General features: G+C 59.7%; 14 protein-coding genes. 8 read left to right on the forward strand and 6 right to left on the reverse strand.

What is annotated here, in order from left to right:
• Positions 1-138 precede the first annotated feature (138 nt).
• Both CHH27_RS13380 and CHH27_RS13385 read right to left on the reverse strand, forming a co-directional pair.
• Positions 139-1,512, reverse strand: coding sequence for an NtaA/DmoA family FMN-dependent monooxygenase (locus tag CHH27_RS13380; protein WP_247646228.1), 1,374 nt, complete (start codon positions 1,510-1,512; stop codon positions 139-141).
• Between the two features lie 167 nt (positions 1,513-1,679).
• A complete protein-coding gene (locus CHH27_RS13385) occupies positions 1,680-2,357 on the reverse strand; it encodes a bifunctional 2-polyprenyl-6-hydroxyphenol methylase/3-demethylubiquinol 3-O-methyltransferase UbiG (RefSeq protein WP_157738924.1) in 678 nt (225 codons plus the stop codon).
• A 280-nt stretch (positions 2,358-2,637) separates the two neighbouring features.
• Between CHH27_RS13385 and CHH27_RS13390 the strand changes: the two genes are divergently transcribed.
• From CHH27_RS13390 to CHH27_RS27955, 3 genes are all read left to right on the forward strand, one after another.
• The gene (locus CHH27_RS13390) at positions 2,638-3,744 is read left to right on the forward strand and encodes a prohibitin family protein (protein WP_094072034.1); all 1,107 of its coding nucleotides are present in this window, start codon (positions 2,638-2,640) and stop codon (positions 3,742-3,744) included.
• A gap of 94 nt (positions 3,745-3,838) precedes the next feature.
• Positions 3,839-4,417, forward strand: a complete 579-nt coding sequence (locus tag CHH27_RS13395; protein WP_094072035.1) for a YcjF family protein — start codon at positions 3,839-3,841, stop codon at positions 4,415-4,417.
• Complete coding sequence (locus CHH27_RS27955; protein WP_198338420.1) at positions 4,417-4,593, forward strand: hypothetical protein; 177 nt, start codon at positions 4,417-4,419, stop codon at positions 4,591-4,593. Before CHH27_RS13395 ends, CHH27_RS27955 begins: the two co-directional genes overlap by 1 nt.
• A gap of 111 nt (positions 4,594-4,704) precedes the next feature.
• Here the strand turns inward: CHH27_RS27955 and CHH27_RS13400 are convergent, their stop codons facing one another.
• The 3 genes from CHH27_RS13400 to CHH27_RS13410 all read right to left on the reverse strand — a co-directional run bounded on the left by CHH27_RS13400 (position 4,705) and on the right by CHH27_RS13410 (position 8,173).
• A complete protein-coding gene (locus CHH27_RS13400) occupies positions 4,705-5,943 on the reverse strand; it encodes a saccharopine dehydrogenase family protein (protein WP_094072036.1) in 1,239 nt (412 codons plus the stop codon).
• A 47-nt stretch (positions 5,944-5,990) separates the two neighbouring features.
• Positions 5,991-7,088: a carboxynorspermidine decarboxylase gene (locus CHH27_RS13405; protein ID WP_094072037.1), complete on the reverse strand. Its 1,098-nt coding sequence runs from the start codon at positions 7,086-7,088 to the stop codon at positions 5,991-5,993.
• Between the two features lie 254 nt (positions 7,089-7,342).
• Positions 7,343-8,173 carry a nitroreductase family protein gene (locus tag CHH27_RS13410; protein ID WP_094074729.1) on the reverse strand — a complete coding sequence of 277 codons (831 nt, stop codon included), beginning with the start codon at positions 8,171-8,173 and terminating at the stop codon, positions 7,343-7,345.
• A gap of 595 nt (positions 8,174-8,768) precedes the next feature.
• Between CHH27_RS13410 and CHH27_RS13415 the strand changes: the two genes are divergently transcribed.
• The 5 genes from CHH27_RS13415 to CHH27_RS13435 all read left to right on the forward strand — a co-directional run bounded on the left by CHH27_RS13415 (position 8,769) and on the right by CHH27_RS13435 (position 14,544).
• The gene (locus CHH27_RS13415; protein ID WP_094072038.1) at positions 8,769-10,355 is read left to right on the forward strand and encodes an ABC transporter substrate-binding protein; all 1,587 of its coding nucleotides are present in this window, start codon (positions 8,769-8,771) and stop codon (positions 10,353-10,355) included.
• Between the two features lie 221 nt (positions 10,356-10,576).
• A complete protein-coding gene (locus tag CHH27_RS13420) occupies positions 10,577-11,548 on the forward strand; it encodes an ABC transporter permease (protein ID WP_094072039.1) in 972 nt (323 codons plus the stop codon).
• A 14-nt stretch (positions 11,549-11,562) separates the two neighbouring features.
• Complete coding sequence (locus CHH27_RS13425) at positions 11,563-12,537, forward strand: ABC transporter permease (RefSeq protein WP_094072040.1); 975 nt, start codon at positions 11,563-11,565, stop codon at positions 12,535-12,537.
• Between the two features lie 4 nt (positions 12,538-12,541).
• On the forward strand, positions 12,542-13,552 hold the full coding sequence (locus CHH27_RS13430) for an ABC transporter ATP-binding protein (protein WP_094072041.1): 1,011 nt from the start codon (positions 12,542-12,544) through the stop codon (positions 13,550-13,552).
• Positions 13,549-14,544, forward strand: a complete 996-nt coding sequence (locus CHH27_RS13435; protein WP_094072042.1) for an ABC transporter ATP-binding protein — start codon at positions 13,549-13,551, stop codon at positions 14,542-14,544. Before CHH27_RS13430 ends, CHH27_RS13435 begins: the two co-directional genes overlap by 4 nt.
• A 39-nt stretch (positions 14,545-14,583) precedes the next feature.
• Here the strand turns inward: CHH27_RS13435 and CHH27_RS13440 are convergent, their stop codons facing one another.
• Positions 14,584-17,799, reverse strand: coding sequence for a reductive dehalogenase (locus tag CHH27_RS13440; RefSeq protein WP_094072043.1), 3,216 nt, complete (start codon positions 17,797-17,799; stop codon positions 14,584-14,586).
• Positions 17,800-17,818: the final 19 nt, after the last annotated feature.

The following is a 17,818-nucleotide window of genomic DNA, read 5'->3' on the forward strand; positions in this document are numbered from 1 at the left end:
CCCCGCTGCGGCACTCCTGGCCGTCACAGCTCTGGAAATCGGGTCGCGGGGCGCCATTGAGATCAACTCCGTTGGAGGCTCGTCAGATCACATGCACAGGTTTGCGTTGGCCCCGCCGATACCGCGAGGCCGGTCTCTTCAGGTTTGCAGTCCCAGTCTTTGTCTGAGGGAGAGCGGTCCCGAAGCCGCCTCCGACACATGTCCGCGGTCGCGCAGGATGGGCACGACCGACCGGGAAAACTCGTCGAAACTTCCCGGAAAATGGGTTGGGGTGATCACGAAGCCGTCACAGGCCCCGGCGAGGAAATAGCTTTCCAGCTGGTCGGCCACCTGCTCGGGCGTCCCGACAAGACGCGGGGTCGAGGTGCTGCGCGCCATGCGGATGGCAATCTCGCCGAGCGTCCAGTCCCGGTCCTTGTCTTCCTGCCGGATCCGCTCAAGCCAGGGGAACGCCGCACCGCCGTCCACGGCCGCCTTTTGAGCCGATGGCCCGCTGGCACTTTTCAGCACCTCTTCAATCGGTGTCTCGGGGCAAAACCCGGTGGCATCAAGGCCGAGCATGCCGGACAGGAACGCGACGGCGACATCCGTGTGAATGAGTTCGTCCAGATAGTCCGCCCGGGCCCTTGCGATGGCTTCCGTTTCGCCGATCACGGGCTGGACCGCCGTCAGAAGAAACAGCTTCTCCGGATCGCGACCGCGTTCGGCCGCCCTTCGGCGCACATCCGCGCGCAGTTCCGACATGCCGTCCGCATCGGCCTGGATCGCAAAGATGACGTCCACCCATTTTGCGGAAAAGTCCCGGCCGCGCGGCGAGACGCCGACACTCATCAGGATCGGTTCTCCGGCAGGGCCTGCCGGCAGCGACAAAGGACCGCGCAACTTGAACAGGTCTCCGTCGTGATCGATCGGTCGGACCTTGTCGGTATCGGCGTAGATCCCGGCGGCCTTGTCGGCGACCATGGCGTCCTGGTCCCAGGACTGCCAGAGGCTTTTGCAGATCTCCAGCGTCTCTTCGGCCCTGTCATAGGATTCCGGAGACGTGAGTTTCGGGAAGTGACCGAAATTGTGTCCGTTGCTCGGTCCGGCAGACGTAACGACATTCCAGGAAATCCGGCCGCGACTGAAGTGATCCAGCGTGCTCAACGTGCGCGCCAGATGATAGGGTTCCATGAAGGTCGTGGACAGAGTGACCGTGAAGCCGAGCGACTGTGTGACAGAGGCCATCAGCGACACGAGCTGGCTCGGATCATGCCGGATCGCGCCAACCGCGCCGCGCTTCAGGAAGGTCTCGTAATCGTCATTCAGGCCGGTCGTCACGCTCAGGGATTCGGGAATGAAGGCCAGGTCGAAACCGCCACGCTCCAGCGTGACGGCCGTGTCCTTGAACAGGTCCGGATCGCAATAGTCGGTCTCGCTGTAAGGGTGCCGCCACATCCCGGCGAAGTGACTGCCGGGAACGAGGATATACCCGGCCAGGAACATGCGACGACTGGCAATATCTGAAACCAATTCGGCCCCCTTCAAGGCGTTAGAAGGATCGACTCACTTAAACTTAAAATTGCACCCTTTCACTCTTCACATTCTTTCCTCAACGGCAAGATAAATCACGCAGCTGATTTTCCATCAAAAAATTTGTTAATTTTCCTTAACAAATTCCGAAATCGAAGAGACACAGTTTATTTACTTTGCCGCCTGAACACCAACAGCGTATTGCCGTACCACAGTCTTGGTATTTCCCTTTCCTCGACAAGGTCAAACCCTGATTCCAGCACCTGCCGCCTCAGCGCAGCTGTCTTGACCTGTGTCACCCATTCACCCGAAAAGATGTAGTCGTCGAGATTATGCGCCAGACGGCGCCAGAACGGGCCTTCGACCATGTCCTTGAACAGGAAGATCCCGTCCGGAGCCACGCGCTCCAGGGACTGGGCGACAGCCCTCGCCCTGTCCTTCTCGGCAATATGATGAAGAACATCAATCATCGTTACCACGTCGAACCGGTCGGAAGGCAGGTCTTCGAACCCGCCGATTTTCTGAAAGGAGACCTGCTCCCCATGCCCCGTGCGTCCGGCGGCCGTTCGCGCCGACACAAGCGCACCTTCGTGGACGTCACAGCCGACGGCTTCGCGAATTCGTCCGGCGGCAAGCAGGATTGCAAGAAGGGAGCCGTTGCCACTGCCGACATCAAGGAGCCTGGCTCCCGGTGGCACATGCCGTTCGATCTCGTCGAATGGGCAGACATAGGGCCGCGCCGAAATCAGGCGGCGCAACAGTTTCGGCTCGTAGTCATAGAGATCGTAGAGGAACCGGCTGAGGTCGCGCCGATCGAAACTGAATGTTCCCGAACTGGACGCCACCACCCGCTCCTTCAGTCTCGAATGCCCGGCAACGCGGCCGGATCGTTAACCACAAGTTGCGATGACGCAACGCAATGCAAGACGACTTAAGCAAATTATTCCAGCTTTGACCAGTGCAACAATCCCGCTTGCCACACAGGGGTTTTCTTGCAAGTCTGCAGCTTGTGCCTTGGCCGGCTGTGCACCGGAAGGCATTGAGAGGCCTTGATTTTATGCCGGCTTTGAACAGTGAGATCAGCCGGACGGCCCGACACACCGGTCCGTTTTCAGGGAGTTCCGGATGAACGTTGCTGATGACGAGGTTGAAGCAAAGGCCGTGGCGGGCAAACCTCGGAAGCGCCACGGGTTGAGCCGCACAGACAAGGCGATTGCCTACCTGATGCTGCTCGGCTTCGCTTCCATTGTTCTTTGGCCCCTGACCTTCTTCATCATCGGCCCTGGTGAGGTCGGCGTGCTTTTCCGCACCCTGACAACCGGCACCGATACCAGTTTTGTTTTCACTGAAGGCATCAATGCAAAATGGCCCTGGAACCGGGTCTACCGGTATGAGGTCCGGGTGCAGAAACAGGACGACACCGTTCACGGCCTTGCCGCCGACGGACTGCGTATCACCAGCGACATTTCCGTCCTGTTTCACCCCAAGGCCGAAAATGCAGGCAAGCTTCACAAGACCATCGGCCCCGAGTATGCGGAACGCTTCGTTCGGCCAACCGCGATCGAGGCCATCCGTTCCGTCATCGGCAAATATGATCCGCACGAGCTCTACCAGGTGGATCTGACCCGGCTGGAAACCGAGGTCATGGAGGCTATCGACTCCAATGAACAGGACCTGGTAATCTTCGAACAGGTCATTCTCCGACGCATTCAGCTGCCGAAGGAACTCAATCAGGCCATTTCGCGAAAACTGACCGAAGAACAGAATGCGCTCGCCTATGATTACGTGCTTGAACAGGCACGCAAGGAGGCCGAACGCAAGCGCATCGACGCCATCGGCTACCAGACCTTCTACTCAATCGTGGCAGACGCGCTGACACCACAGCTACTGACCTGGCGCGGGATCGAGGCCACCGTGGAACTTGCCCAGTCCAACAACAGCAAGATCGTGATCGTTGGCAGTGGCGAAGATCAGTTGCCGCTCATTCTGGGCAGCGACATCACCAAACAGCCGGACCTGCCGGCGCCGGCGGCCGTCAATCCGCAGCACTATCGGCTGCCGGATTTTGCAACCCTGCCCAAGCTGTTCCCCGATCCCCCTCAGGCACATACTCCAGCAAACGCAGAGGACAAAATGGACGCCGACAGTCCCAGTGCGACCGACGAACCGCCGATGGATACCGGAACCGAAGAGACGGAAAACACGGATAATAAGCAGAGGAATGAAAACTAAACTCTGGATTGCAAGATTGAATTCGCAGCCTTCTCAAGCTACTCTCACCTAGGGGAAGCAGCGCGGTGCTGCCAAGCTGAAAGGAATATGTGACATGACGACGAAGTCCACTCGCACAGGTTCCACCAAGGCAGGACCGGCCGACAAGGCCGAAGAAGCCGAGAAACTCGCAGAAAACACGGAAAAGACCGAACAGGCGGAAATGACCGCTGAAGAACGCACCGAGCGCGCGGACAAGATCATTCGGGATCATGTCATCGTCGGCACGGGCACCGGCCTCATTCCCATTCCGGTTTTCGACCTCGTCGCGGCTATTGGCACCCAGCTCAACCTGATCCGCAAGCTGGCGCAGGCCTATGACGTGCCCTTCTCGGAAAATGCTGCCAAATCGGCTGTCACGGCATTGCTGGGCAGTCTTGGCGGTGTTGGCGCAGGGACTTTCATCGCCTCGAGTTTCATGAAGACCATTCCAGTCGTCGGAACGGCGCTGGGGATAGCGGGATCCGGTGCTACGCTCGGCGCTTTCACCTACGCCGTCGGAAAGGTGTTCCAGCAGCATTTTGAATCCGGTGGCGATGTACTGAACTTTGACGCCCAGGCCTACAAGGATCACTTCAAGAAGATGATCCGGAAAGGCGAAGACGTGGCGGAAGACAAACCGGAAGCCGCCTGATGTATGTTGCCCCGCTGATCATATACCTGTTCCTGTGCGTGCTCGTGGGTTACCGGGGTAGAGAAACGCGCCTGGGTTCCTTCGGCTGTTTTCTGGCCAGCGTGATCTTCACGCCGGTGCTGGTTTTCGTTGTTCTGCTCTTGACGGAACCGCCGAAATACCTGTCCCAGAAATAGGGCGTTCCCGGCTTCATTGTACGAAGCCCTGAGCATTTGACGAATTGCAAAAAAGGGCCGGCGGCATGACACCATGCCGCCGGCCCTTTTCTTTCAGTGTCTGCGCAAGACTTAGAATTCGATCGGCCGGTCGCCGTCGGCGTCCTTGATGCGGGTCGGCAGGCCGATCCGGTTCAGGATGCCCAGAAACGGGTGCGGCGGCAGTTCTTCCACATTGGCCATCTTCTTCACGTCCCATTCGCCGGTCGCGATCAGCATGGCCGCGGCCACCGGCGGCACGCCGGCTGTATAGGAAATGCCCTGGCTGCCGACTTCCTCATAGGCTTCCTTGTGGTCGGCAACGTTGTAGATGAACACCTCGTGCTCCTTGCCGTCCTTGATGCCTTTCACGAAATCGCCGATGCAGGTCTTGCCTTCATATTCCGGCGCCAGTGAGGACGGATCCGGCAGGCAGGCCTTGACCACCTTCAGCGGCACCACTTCCAGCCCTTCGGCCGTGGTGACCGGCTGCTCGGAAAGCAGGCCGATGTTCTTCAGAACGGTAAAGACATTGATGTAATGCTCGCCAAAGCCCATCCAGAAGCGCACATCCGCGCCGTCCATGTTCTTGGCCAGCGAATGCACTTCGTCATGGCCGCAGAGATAGGCCATGCGCTTGCCGACCACCGGCAGGTCGTATTCCTTGCCGATCTCGAACATCTTGTTCGACTGCCATTCGCCCTTCTGCCAGGAATAGACGGTGCCGGTGAACTCACGGAAATTGATTTCCGGATCGAAATTGGTGGCAAAGTAGCGGCTGTGGCTGCCTGCATTGATGTCGACAATGTCGACCTCGGTGACCTTGTCGAGATAGTCGTCCTTGGCAAGGCGCGCATAGGCATTGACGACGCCCGGATCAAATCCGGCCCCGAGAATGGCCGTGACGCCGGCCTTCTCACAGTCGTCGGCCCGCTTCCATTCATAATTGGCATACCAGGGCGGGGTTTCGCAGATCTTGCCCGGCTCTTCGTGGATGGCCGTATCGATATAGGCCGCACCGGTCTTGAGGCAGGCGCTGAGCACCGACATGTTCAGGAAGGCGGTGCCGACATTGATGACGATCTCGGATTTGGTGCTCCGGATCAGGTCTGCGGTCGCGTCGATGTCGAGTGCATTGAGTTCGTGGCCCTCCAGAACGCCCGGTTGCTTCAGGGCCTTCTTTTCATGAACGGTCTTGATGATCTCGTCGCATTTGGAGCCCGTACGCGAGGCAATGTGAATGTCGCCGAGGACATCGTTGTTCTGCGCACATTTATGCGCCACCACCTGGGCGACACCACCGGCGCCGATGATAAGGACGTTCTTTTTCATGAGGTTTCTTACCTTCCCTGGAACTTGGGGGTGTTCGGGTTCAAGTCTCAAGACAGACTTTGTTCGTAATCCTGGTAGGTGAATTCGCGCACCGGCACGATCGTGCCGTCCAGCTCCTTCATGGCGATGGCCGGCATTTTCACACCGTTGAACCAGTTTTTCTTGACCATCGTGTAACCGGCTGCGTCCTGGATGGAAACCCGGTCACCGGTCCTGAGTTCGGCCGGGAACCTGAACTCGCCGAAAATGTCGCCGGCAAGACAGGATTTGCCGCAGATCATGTAGGAATGCGCGCCCTCATCAGGGCTCACCTTGGCACTTTCCCGGTAGATCAGAAGGTCAAGCATGTGGGCTTCGATGGACGCGTCGACAATTGCCAGGTTCTTGCCGTTGAAGAGCGTGTCGAGCACGGTGGTCTCCAGCGTGGTCGACCGAGTGATCGAGGCCTCGCCCGGTTCCAGATAGACCTGGACGCCGTATTTTTCCGAGAACGCCTTCAGGCGGTCCGCAAACAGGTCGAGCGGGTAGTCGTCGCCGGTAAAGTGGATCCCGCCGCCGAGGCTGACCCATTCCACACGCTCAAGCAGGCTGCCGAATTTCTGCTCGATGTCGCCGAGCATGCGATCGAACAGCGAGAAATCATCATTTTCACAATTGTTGTGGATCATGAAGCCGCTGATCCGGTCGATGACCCTTTCCACCTTGACCACATCCCATTCGCCGAGACGCGAGAACGGACGCGCCGGATCCGCAAGATCAAAGCTGGAGGAACTCACCTGCGGGTTGAGACGAAGGCCACGCACGATACCGGCCGCCTTGTCGCCAAAGCGGTCCAGCTGACTGATCGAGTTGAAGATGATCTTGTCGGCATGCGAGATCACCTCGTCGATCTCGTAGTCGGCATAGGCAACCGAATAGGCGTGCGTTTCCTTGCCGAACCGTTCATGGCCAAGCCGCACCTCGTTCAGGGACGACGATGTCGTGCCATCCATGTACTCGCGCATGAAATCGAACACGCACCAGGTGGCAAAGCATTTCAGTGCCAGAAGCGCCTTGGCACCGGAACGTTCACGCACATAGGCGATCTTTTCCAGGTTTCGGAGCAGACCGGCTTTGTCGATCAGGTAATACGGGGTCTCGATCATGTGTCTCCAGGTCCAACCCGCCTCGTGCGGGCGTTTGTTGCGTATGGGTAAGAGACGGCACGCCCTTCAAATTCGGCCTCGCTTGCACAGGTCACTGACCAGGCTTCAGTCCGCCTGACAGGACCTCGATCTCCGGACCGGGCTTGCTGTTTGCGTGACGGATATCGCCTCCATCCCGCATTGACAAGCAGGTTTGGAAAATCTCCTGTTTTCAGCGGCCTGCCCCATCTTGCATGCGATCGGCACACCAGGCCTCAGGTCAGCTTGAAACCCTTGGCCCGGACAAAGGCCCCAAAGCTGTCGCGTTCCGGCAATGAATACTGGCGGCTCTTGTCTTCCGACCAGCCATATGTCGCCGTGAGACCATGGCGTTCGGGCGTGCGTTGCTCCGTGTAAGGCTGCAGGGCCTCTCTGCGCCGGTCATAGTCGGCAATCACCGTCTCCGGGTCACTTTCCTGGAACCGGTCCTCATGCACGGTCACGGACAAGGGCAACCGGACACTGATGGTCGGCGCAGTCTGCTTCGGATAGCCATAGGCGAGACCGGCAACGGGAAAGACATGGTTGGGCAGGTTCAGCAGCTCGCTCACTTTTGCGGCTTCGTTCCGGACCGCGCTGATCGGACAACAGCCAAGGCCGATTGCCTCGGCGGCGGTAACGAAGGCGGAAAGCGCGATCCCTGCATCGACGGCTGCATTGAAGAACGCATCCAGATGGTCATTGACGAACGGATGCCCGCGCAGCTCGTGCACCTGTCGCTGACGCCGGTTGTTGCCGCAAAAGACTGCAAGGTTCGGCACGTTTGCAAACCAGGACGCTGGACCGGCCAGTTCAAGAATGTCGGCTTTCAGGTTCGGGTCACGCACGAGAATGATGTCCCGCTGCTGCAAGTCGCTCTTTGTCGGCGACGCCAGCGCTGCGGCGCATAACAGCCGGCCGAGCTCTGCGTCGACTGTCCTGGGCTCAAAGTCGCGACAGGAGCCGCGTGCGAGCATCCCCGCCAGGACCCCGGCAGCTTCAGGAAACCGGTCCGGGTCAAACGTTTCGCCGAAACGGCGCTCGAACTGTTCCGCAAGTTTTATCATGGCCCCACCCGGACTGGAATTGGAAGACGGTGCGACAGGCGAATTGGCGCTCCAGAAGCTGTCGGCAAGACAATGCACCTCAGGCACCGACAGGCCAAGAGACCTGAAACAGGTCGAAAAGTCGCCATGCAACTCATGAAACTCCGACACCCACTGATACAACCAACTGAACAGGCGCTCGACACATTAACCATAATTGGCATTTGTCGCTTCTCAACAGGAGCAAATCTGCTTTCGGATTTTTCGGTTTTTGTTTCAAATTCCCGTGAACTTTTTATGCCGAAAAGCCTAAGCCCCTCTGGCCCCAACGGCAGAAAACATCCGGCGCTGCCTCGTTTGATGGACAGGCACACCAGATTGTTCCCGAACTTGCGCTTCAGAGGAACGAAATTGCACGTAACGTCAGCTGCGTAGATATACTTATCGCTTGACTCTCGAAAGTCGGAACGCTTTTTTAACCAACAGGATATCGCGGGAACGGGCCACATCATGTGAGAGAACCAACCCGGCCGCGAAGACGTCCTTAAAGCAAGGCTGGGGATCGCCATAAGATCACGCCGGAAAAACCGGCCCAGGCAAAACCGAGGGGAACTACATGACCAAAACTTTCCTGAAACTGACCGCGGCCAGTGTGGCGCTTTGCGCCGGTCTGAGCGCGGCCAATGCCGAAACGCTTCGCTGGGCACGCGCCGGCGACTCGCTGACGCTTGACCCGCACGCTCAGAACGAGGGCCCGACCCACGCGCTGGCGCACCAGATGTACGAGCCGCTCCTGCAGCGCGACATGGAAGCCCAGATCATTCCGGCGCTGGCCACCAGCTGGGCCCCGACCGACAATCCGAATGTCTGGGAATTCAAGCTGCGTGAAGGCGTGAAGTTCCATGGCGGCGAAGACATGACCGCCGACGACGTTGTTTTCTCCTTCAAGCGCGCCATGATGCCGACTTCGGCCATGAAGGAACTGCTGGCGTCCATCAAGGACGTGCGCAAGGTCGACGACCTGACCGTTCACATCGAGACCAACGGCCCGAACCCGCTTCTGCCGAACAACCTGACCAACCTGTTCATCATGGACAGCGACTGGACCGTTTCCAACGGCTGTGAAGCACCGCAGGACGTTGCCAATGGCGGTGACAACCCGTGCGTCCGCTCTGTCAACGGCACCGGCGCCTTCGTTCTGGAAAGCCGCAAGCAGGATTCCAAGACGGTCCTGAAGCAGAACGAAAACTACTGGGGCAAGGGTGAGTTCCCGATGGAAGTCACCGAAATCATCTACACCCCGATCCAGGAAAGCGCGACCCGCGTCTCCGCGCTGCTCTCAGGTGAAGTTGACCTGATCCAGGACGTTCCGGTGCAGGATCTGGCCCGTGTGGCCGAAACCGATGGTCTGAAGCTCAGCACCGCCGCACAGAACCGCACCATCTTCTTCGGCATGAACATGGGTGACGCGGACCTGACCAGCGACAGCGTCGATGGCAAGAACCCGCTGGCCGACCAGCGCGTGCGTGAAGCGATGAACATCGCCATCAACCGCGATGCCATCAAGAAGGTCGTGATGCGCGACCAGTCCGCTCCGACCGGTGTCATCATGCCGCCTTTCGTCAACGGCTGGACCGAGGCGCTCGACGCCTATCCGGAGTATGACGTCACCAAGGCCAAGGCCCTGATGGACGAAGCCGGTTACGGCGATGGCTTCAGCCTGACGCTGAACTGCCCGAACGACCGTTATGTCAACGACGAAGCGATCTGTCAGGCAGCTGTCGGCATGCTCGGCCAGATCGGCATCAAGGTGAACCTCGACGCCAAGCCGAAGGCCCAGCACTTCCCGCTGATCAAGAACAAGGAAACTGATTTCTACATGCTCGGCTGGGGCGTTCCGACGTTCGACTCCGAGTATATCTTCAACTTCCTCGTTCACACGACCACCGACAAATACGGCTCCTGGAATGCGACCCGCTACTCCAACGCCGACATTGACGCCAAGATCCAGAGCCTGGCTTCCGAGACCGATGCAGAGGTCCGCAACGGTACGCTCGGCGAGATCTGGGACACGGTGAAAGCAGAAACCCTGTACCTGCCGATCCACAACCAGGTTCTGAACTGGGGCATGAAGGGCAACATTGATTTCCCGGTCCAGCCGGAAGATCAGCCGCACTTCAAGTTCATGACCTTCAGCAAGTAAGTCGTGAAAGCGGCGACCGTGCCGGCTGTCCTTCAGCCGGCACGGTTTCCGTGATTTTGCTCAGACGTGCCGGCATGTCTTCAGGGACTTGCGACGGGTGATTTGCATCTTCCCCGTGAAACGCACCAGGCCTGACCGTCACTGAACAGCAATCGCATCCCTATCGATGGACTCCAGCAGACTGTTGCCGACGCCACAGTCTTTCGATTGGCATATACAAAATGCTCGCATTCATCATCCGGCGCGTGGGCCAGGCCCTGCTTGTTCTCATGGCCGTTGGTTTCGTCTCCTTTGCCATGTTCAAGTTCATGGGCGATCCGCTCGAGAACATGCTGGGACAGGAAGCCACCGTCGCGGACCGCGCCGAATTGGAAGAACGGCTCGGCCTCAACGATCCGCTTATCGTTCAATATGTGCGCTTTTTCCAACGCGCCCTGACCGGCGATTTCGGCGTCTCCTACCGGGCCGGCCTGCCGGTCGGCGAAGTGATCCTGGAACGCCTTCCGGCCACACTTGAACTGGCCTTCCTTTCCGGGGTGATCGCCATATCGCTGGGCTTCGTACTAGGGGTCTATACGGCCATCCGACGAGATGGCTACATCGCCAATTTCATCATGACGTCCTCGCTGATCGGCGTGTCGCTGCCGACCTTCCTGATCGGCGTGTTCCTGATCTGGCTGTTTTCCGTCAATCTTGGATGGCTGCCATCGTTCGGACGCGGTGACACGCGCAGTTTCCTTGGTGTCGATCTTGCCATCCTGACATGGGACGGCTTCAAGTCGATGATTCTGCCCGCCGTCACGCTCGGTCTCTACCAGATGACCCTGATCATGCGGCTGGTGCGCTCCGAAATGCTCGAAGTGCTCCGGACCGATTACATCCGGTTTGCCCGCGCCCGCGGCCTCAGCCAGAAGACGGTCAATTTCGGTCACGCCATGAAGAACACGCTCGTGCCGGTGATCACCGTCACCGGTCTGCAATTCGGTTCGATCGTTGCCTTTGCAATCATCACCGAAAGCGTCTTCCAGTGGCCCGGCGTCGGACTGCTGTTCCTCAATGCGGTGAGCTTCGTCGATATTCCGGTCATGTCGGCCTATCTGCTGCTGGTTGCGGTCATCTTCGTGACCATCAACCTGATCGTCGACCTGCTCTATTTCACCATCGATCCACGTCTCAGTGTGAGCAACAGCTGAGGACAAGAGGCATCATGGATATTCAAACCCCAAAAGGCGCGTCGGCCCGGCCCGAATTCAAGGAAGCCGTCGCGACCACCTTCCTGCAACGTTGGTTGCAGTCCGACATCTGGCACTCCTACAAGTCGGCGCCGGTCATCATCGTGTCTTCGATCGTCTTCGCGGTGCTGGTCCTCGGCGCGGTCTTCTCTCCGCTGCTGTCACCCTACACACCGTTCGACCCGGCCAGCCTCAACCTGATGAACGGCTTCACCAAGCCGATGTCGGCCAACGACTTTACCGGCGACTACTTCCTGCTCGGCACCGACGATCAGGGCCGTGACGTTTTCTCCACCATCCTATTCGGCTTGCGCATCTCGCTCTTTGTCGGCGTAGTTGCGGTTCTCTTCGCCATGACCCTCGGCGTGGTGCTTGGCCTCATCTCCGGCTATGTCGGCGGCTGGCTCGACGGCGTCATCATGCGCATTGCCGACATTCAGATGACCTTCCCGTCCATCATGGTCGCCATGCTGCTCTACGGCATCGGCAAGGGCCTCATCCCGCCGGACCTGCGGGACGAAATGGCGATCTGGGTCCTGATCCTGTCAATCGGCCTGTCGGAATGGGTGCAGTTTGCACGCACGGTGCGCGGCGCGACGATGGTCGAACGGCAAAAGGAATATGTGCAGGCCGGCCACCTGATCGGTCTCACCCGCTGGAGCATCATGCTGCGCCACATCCTGCCGAACGTGACCGGACCGATCCTGGTGATTGCCACGATCAGCCTGGCTCTGGCCATCATTGCCGAAGCCACCCTGAGCTTCCTGGGGGTCGGTGCACCGAAAACCGAACCGTCCCTTGGAACGCTGATCAATGTCGGCCGGCAATATATCCTCTCCGGCGAATGGTGGATCCTGCTGTTCCCGTCCCTGACCCTGTTGGCGCTCGCCCTCTCCGTGAACCTGTTCGGAGACTGGCTGCGGGACGTCCTGAACCCGAAATTGCGATAGACCCGTGACAGACACACCTCTTCTCAAGGTCTCCGATCTGATCGTCGAGTTTCCGACACGCAACGGCGTTCTGCGCCCGGTCGACCGGGTCAGTTTCGAAGTGCGCGCCGGCGAAATTCTCGGCCTCGTCGGCGAAAGCGGCGCCGGTAAATCCATGTGCGGTTCCGCCATCATCGGCCTGATCGACCGTCCGGGCCGGATCAGCGGCGGTGAAATCCACCTCGACGGCAACCGCATCGACAATCTTTCCGAAGACCAGATGCGCCGGATCCGCGGCAAGAAGATCGCGATGGTCTTCCAGGACCCGCTGACCAGCCTCAATCCGCTGATGACGGTCGGCCAGCAGCTGATCCAGACCATCCGGACGCACCTGCCTGTTTCAGCCAGCGAAGCCCGGACCCGGGCCATCGCGCTTCTGGAGGAAGTCGGCATTCCCGCGGCTGCCAGCCGGATCGATGCCTATCCGCACCAGTTCTCCGGCGGCATGCGCCAGCGCGTGGTGATCTCGCTGGCCCTGGCGGCGGAACCGGAACTGATCATTGCCGACGAACCGACGACGGCGCTCGACGTCTCGGTCCAGGCGCAGATCATGGCGCTCTTGAAGCGCCTGTGCCGGGAGCGCGGCACGGCGGTCATCCTGATCACGCACGACATGGGCGTGATCGCGGAAAGCACCGACCGCGTCGCTGTTCTTTACGCCGGGCGCATTGCCGAGATCGGCCCGACCCGGAACGTGCTCAGCACACCGTCGCACCCCTATACGACCGGTCTGATGGCTTCGACACCGTCAACGACGGGCACGATGCACACGCTCAGCCAGATCCCGGGATCAATGCCGAACCTGCGGGCCATCCCGAAGGGCTGCGCGTTCAACCCGCGTTGCGAGAAGGCCATAGGTGCCTGCTTCCAGGACATTCCGATCCTTGAACCGGTCGATGGCAGCGAAGTCGCCTGCTGGCTCTACGATCCCGCCTATCAAGCCAAAACAAAAGAGTTCTCCGGAGCCACCGAATGACCGGCGAGACCCCCTTGATCCGCGCCCAGAGCCTGGGCGCCATTTTTGACGTCTCCAAGCCCTGGCTGAACCGCATGCTTGCGCTGGAGAAGAAACAGTTTCTGACCGCGGTCGACACGGTCGATTTCGACATTCCGAAAGGCAAGACCTTCGCTCTCGTCGGCGAGAGCGGTTCGGGCAAGTCAACGATCGGCCGGATGATTGTCGGCCTGCAGAAACCGACCAGCGGCAAGGTGCTCATCGATGGCGAAGACTTCTTCGCCATCAAGGACCGCAAGCGCCAGATGGCCATGCGTCGCCGGATCCAGATGATCTTCCAGAGCCCTTACGCTTCGCTCAACCCGCGCTGGCGCGTCAAGCACATCATCGGCGAACCGATCCGGGCCTTTGAACTGATGCCCGTTTCGGAGATCGACAAGCGGGTTGCCGAGCTGCTCGACCAGGTCGGCCTTGCCAAATCGGATGGCGAAAAGTTCCCGCACGAGTTCTCCGGCGGCCAGCGCCAGCGCATTGCCATTGCCCGCGCGCTCGCCTCCGATCCGGAATTCATCGTCTGCGACGAGCCGACCTCGGCCCTCGACGTTTCGGTGCAGAGCCAGGTGCTCAACCTGATGAAGAACCTGCAGCGGGAGCTTGGCCTCACCTACCTCTTCATCAGCCATGACCTGTCGGTGATCCGTTACATGGCCGACGAAATCGGTGTTCTTTATCTCGGCCGCCTGGTCGAGGTGGCGGACCGGGACACGCTGTTCCAGAACCCGCGTCATCCCTATACGCGCATGCTGATGGATGCGGCGCCTCATATAGATGCCTTCGGCCGCACGGCAGAGATCGTTTCCGGCGAGATCCCCGATCCGATCAACAAGCCGAGCGGCTGCAGCTATCACCCGCGCTGTTCCCTCACCGAAGACCTCTGCCGCAAGGATCGCCCGGACGTTCGCGAATTCGGCCAGGAACACGCCCGCGTCGCGTGTCATCTCTGCACCGCATGAGAAAAATGCGGCGCTTGAAAAAGCGCCGCAGTCCGACAATCAGAGACCGACCTCAATAACACCGCCGGCTTTCGCGGCCCGTGACTGGCAAAGAATGACCGCCGTCTCGCGCTGTTTCTTCGACAAGACGAAGTCCCGATGCTCGACCTCGCCGGACACGAGGTCGCATTTGCAGACACCGCAAATACCGTCGGAACATTTCACGTCCACATGAATGCCGCGGGTCGCCAGCGCGTCCGTGGCTGTCTGGTCGGCCGCCACTTCCAGCTCTATCCCCGATTTGGCCAGCTTGAGCGTGAAGGGATGGTTTTCATAGTCCGGCATTTCCGGAACGTTGAAATATTCCAGATGCCGCTCTTCTTCCGAGAACCCGGTTGCCTCGGCTGCCGCCATCACGGCGTCCATGTAGGCACCGGCCCCGCAACAATAGACATGATCGCCCGGACGATAGCCCTCAAGGATCTCATCGAACCTGGCGCGTGTGCCTTCCTGACTGACATGGAGATGCACCTTGTCGGCCCAGGGAAACGCTGCCAGGTCCTTCAGGTATCCAGCCGTTTCCCGAGACCGAACGGAATAATGCAGCTCGAAATCCGCACCGGTGGCATGCAGCCGGTGCGCCATGGCAATCATCGGCGTGATGCCGATGCCGCCGCCCATCAGGAAGGACTTGCCAGCCTCCTCCACAAGGGGAAAGTGATTGATCGGTTTTGAAATGAAGATCTTCCGTCCCTCGGTGAAGATCCGGTGCAGCAGCTGTGATCCGCCCCGGCCCTGGTCTTCCCGCAGCACCCCGATCTGGTAGCGGCTCCTGTCGGCAGGATTGCCGGAGAGCGAATATTGCCGCAGGAATTCCGGCGCAACGACGATGTCGATATGGGCCCCCGCCGTCCACTCGGGCAAGGGCGCCCCGTCCAGCGACGCAAGCTCGTATTTGGTGACATCGCCCGCCATGGCCTCGGCCTTGACAACCTCCACCCGGATAACCGGCGCATCGCCATCGATGCGATATTCATGGGCAAGGCCCTCGGTCTCGCCGCGCTCCAGCCTTGCCTTGTATTCCCGTGCCGTGATCAGCGCCTGGTAGGCCTCGATCCCCTTTTCCCGATCCATCGGGAACGGAAACGGCCAGGGATGCGGCGCAAGGTTAGCCGGGTAAACGGCAAGTGTCTGATCCTCATATTTGAGGTCGAGATCCTTTTGCAGCGGACGATCATTGACCGGCTGTTTCGCGGGCCGGTAGGCGCCGTCCTCGGCCAGCTCGATATCCCACCACCATTTCTTGACCGGGTTCTGTTCGCCATTGCAGACCATGTCGTCCAGCTTCGCCAGGAAGGGCGCAGCTTTCGGAATGTTCATTGCGGCCCAGCGGAACGGCGCTTCGGCAAAAACACCTTCCAGGTTCCACGGACAGGTCTTCATGCACCGGCCGCACATCGCTCCGCCTTCATTGGTGATGCGATAGGTGGTGCATTTCTGACTGTCGGATTTCCAGATCTCGTAGCCGTTGAACATCAGTTTCGGCCCGGCGGTGATCGCCCCGGACGGGCATTCCCGCGCGCATTTGTTACAGGCCTCGCAAAAACTCTGCAGTCCGAAGGAAATCGGTTTGTCATGGGCAATCGGCATGTCTGTGGTCACAGCACCGGACTTGAGGCGCGGCCCCAGAAACGGGTTCAGGATCACCTCGCCGATGCGGCTGACCTCGCCCAGGCCCGACAGCAGCAGAAGCGGCGGCTGCAGCACTTCGCCGTCGATTACCGTATGGGCCTTAGCCTTGTAGCCAAGGTTACGTATCTGCTTGGCAACGATGCTGCCAAGGATGGAAAACCGCAGATAGGCCCGCATCGACTGGGAAACGGCAATCCAATCGTCGCCCGTTGCGCCTTCCATTGTCTCGTAGCCCTGGTCAATGACCATGGAAATCGCCTGATCATGGGGTGGATCGATCGGCGCGCCGGTGGCGTCGTGCGAATACCAGGCCCAGTCCGGGCAGCGCGACAGGCCGACGGCATCAACACCCAGGAAATAGGACATCGCCTTCAGGTTCTGTGCGTTTTCAACCGGGTCAGGTGGTGCCGAAGCTTCCCGTTTTGCCGGCTCACCATCCTGCAAGAGGACGAAAGCGCCCAGCGCGCGCCGCTGCGCCATGGACGGCGCGGACTTGCGCACATATTGCCCATTGGTCGAGGCCTGCTGCACCTTCTTGCCCAGATCGCCAAAGAGCGAGCGGGCAAACATGTCCGTCCGCTTGGGAACACGCGGCACACGGTCCTCGTCGATATAGGTGGTCGGCGTGTCGACCCGTTTCAGGGTTTCAAAAGGATGCGCACCGTCGACATAGCGGCGCTTCGCGTAAGGATCGAGATTGCCGGCATTCCGGGCTGTCCGGTACCCTATCTTCCAGGCAAGACCGTGGGTTTTCCACGTCGGTTGCTCTGCCAGCGGTTTCAGCGGCAGGTCATGGGCGAACGGCATGTCCGTTGTCACGGCGGCAATGGCAAACCGCTCTCCCAGATAGGGATTGACCAGAGCCCCTTCCTCGACACTTGCAAGTCCCGACGCAACCGCGAGCACATTCAGATCCACATCGCTTGCCGAATGTCCATGCGCGCGCGCCTCAAAACCCAGGAGCCGGATATACTGCGCAAGCACCGCGGCGACTTCCATCGCCCGCAAGGCGGATCGGTGGCGTTCCGCCCCCTCCAGCCAGCGATGGCCCGGCTCGTCCGCCCGGACCGGGCGCGGTGTCTGCACCAGAAAGACCAGCGCATGCTGGTGATGCCCGACCGATTTCAAGGGCGCGTTCACGGCATCGCGGAGATCCGCCATGATCATGTCGATGCCGGAGGCGAGCGACTTGTGCTGCCCGTTGCGCAATTTTTCCGCCAGCTGGCCGATGTCCGGATTTCGCGCCGGTTCGCTCAACAGGGCGACCGGCGGCACCGCGCAGGTGCCTGCCATCGACACGTCGGAATAATAGCTGAAGGACTTCAGATGGTTCTGCCGTTCGACCAGATCGTCCGGTATGTCGGCGCGAGACCGGTTGACCAGCCCGTCGCGCACGGTGTCCAGCATCGCCTGGGCTTCCGTCATCGCGTTGATGATGTTTTCCGGTCGATCCGGTCTGGAAAAGGTCAGCGGCGCAAAAGCCGGCATGTCCGGCGGCAGCACGAGTGTTTCCCGCCGCGCCAGACGCTCCAGTGGAAAAGGCCCCAGGTGAACGGGACGCGACTTGTCTGAAAAAAACTTCACTCTCTCCCCCCGGACATCA

The organism is Labrenzia sp. VG12 (assembly GCF_002237595.1).
Lineage (GTDB): Bacteria > Pseudomonadota > Alphaproteobacteria > Rhizobiales > Stappiaceae > Roseibium.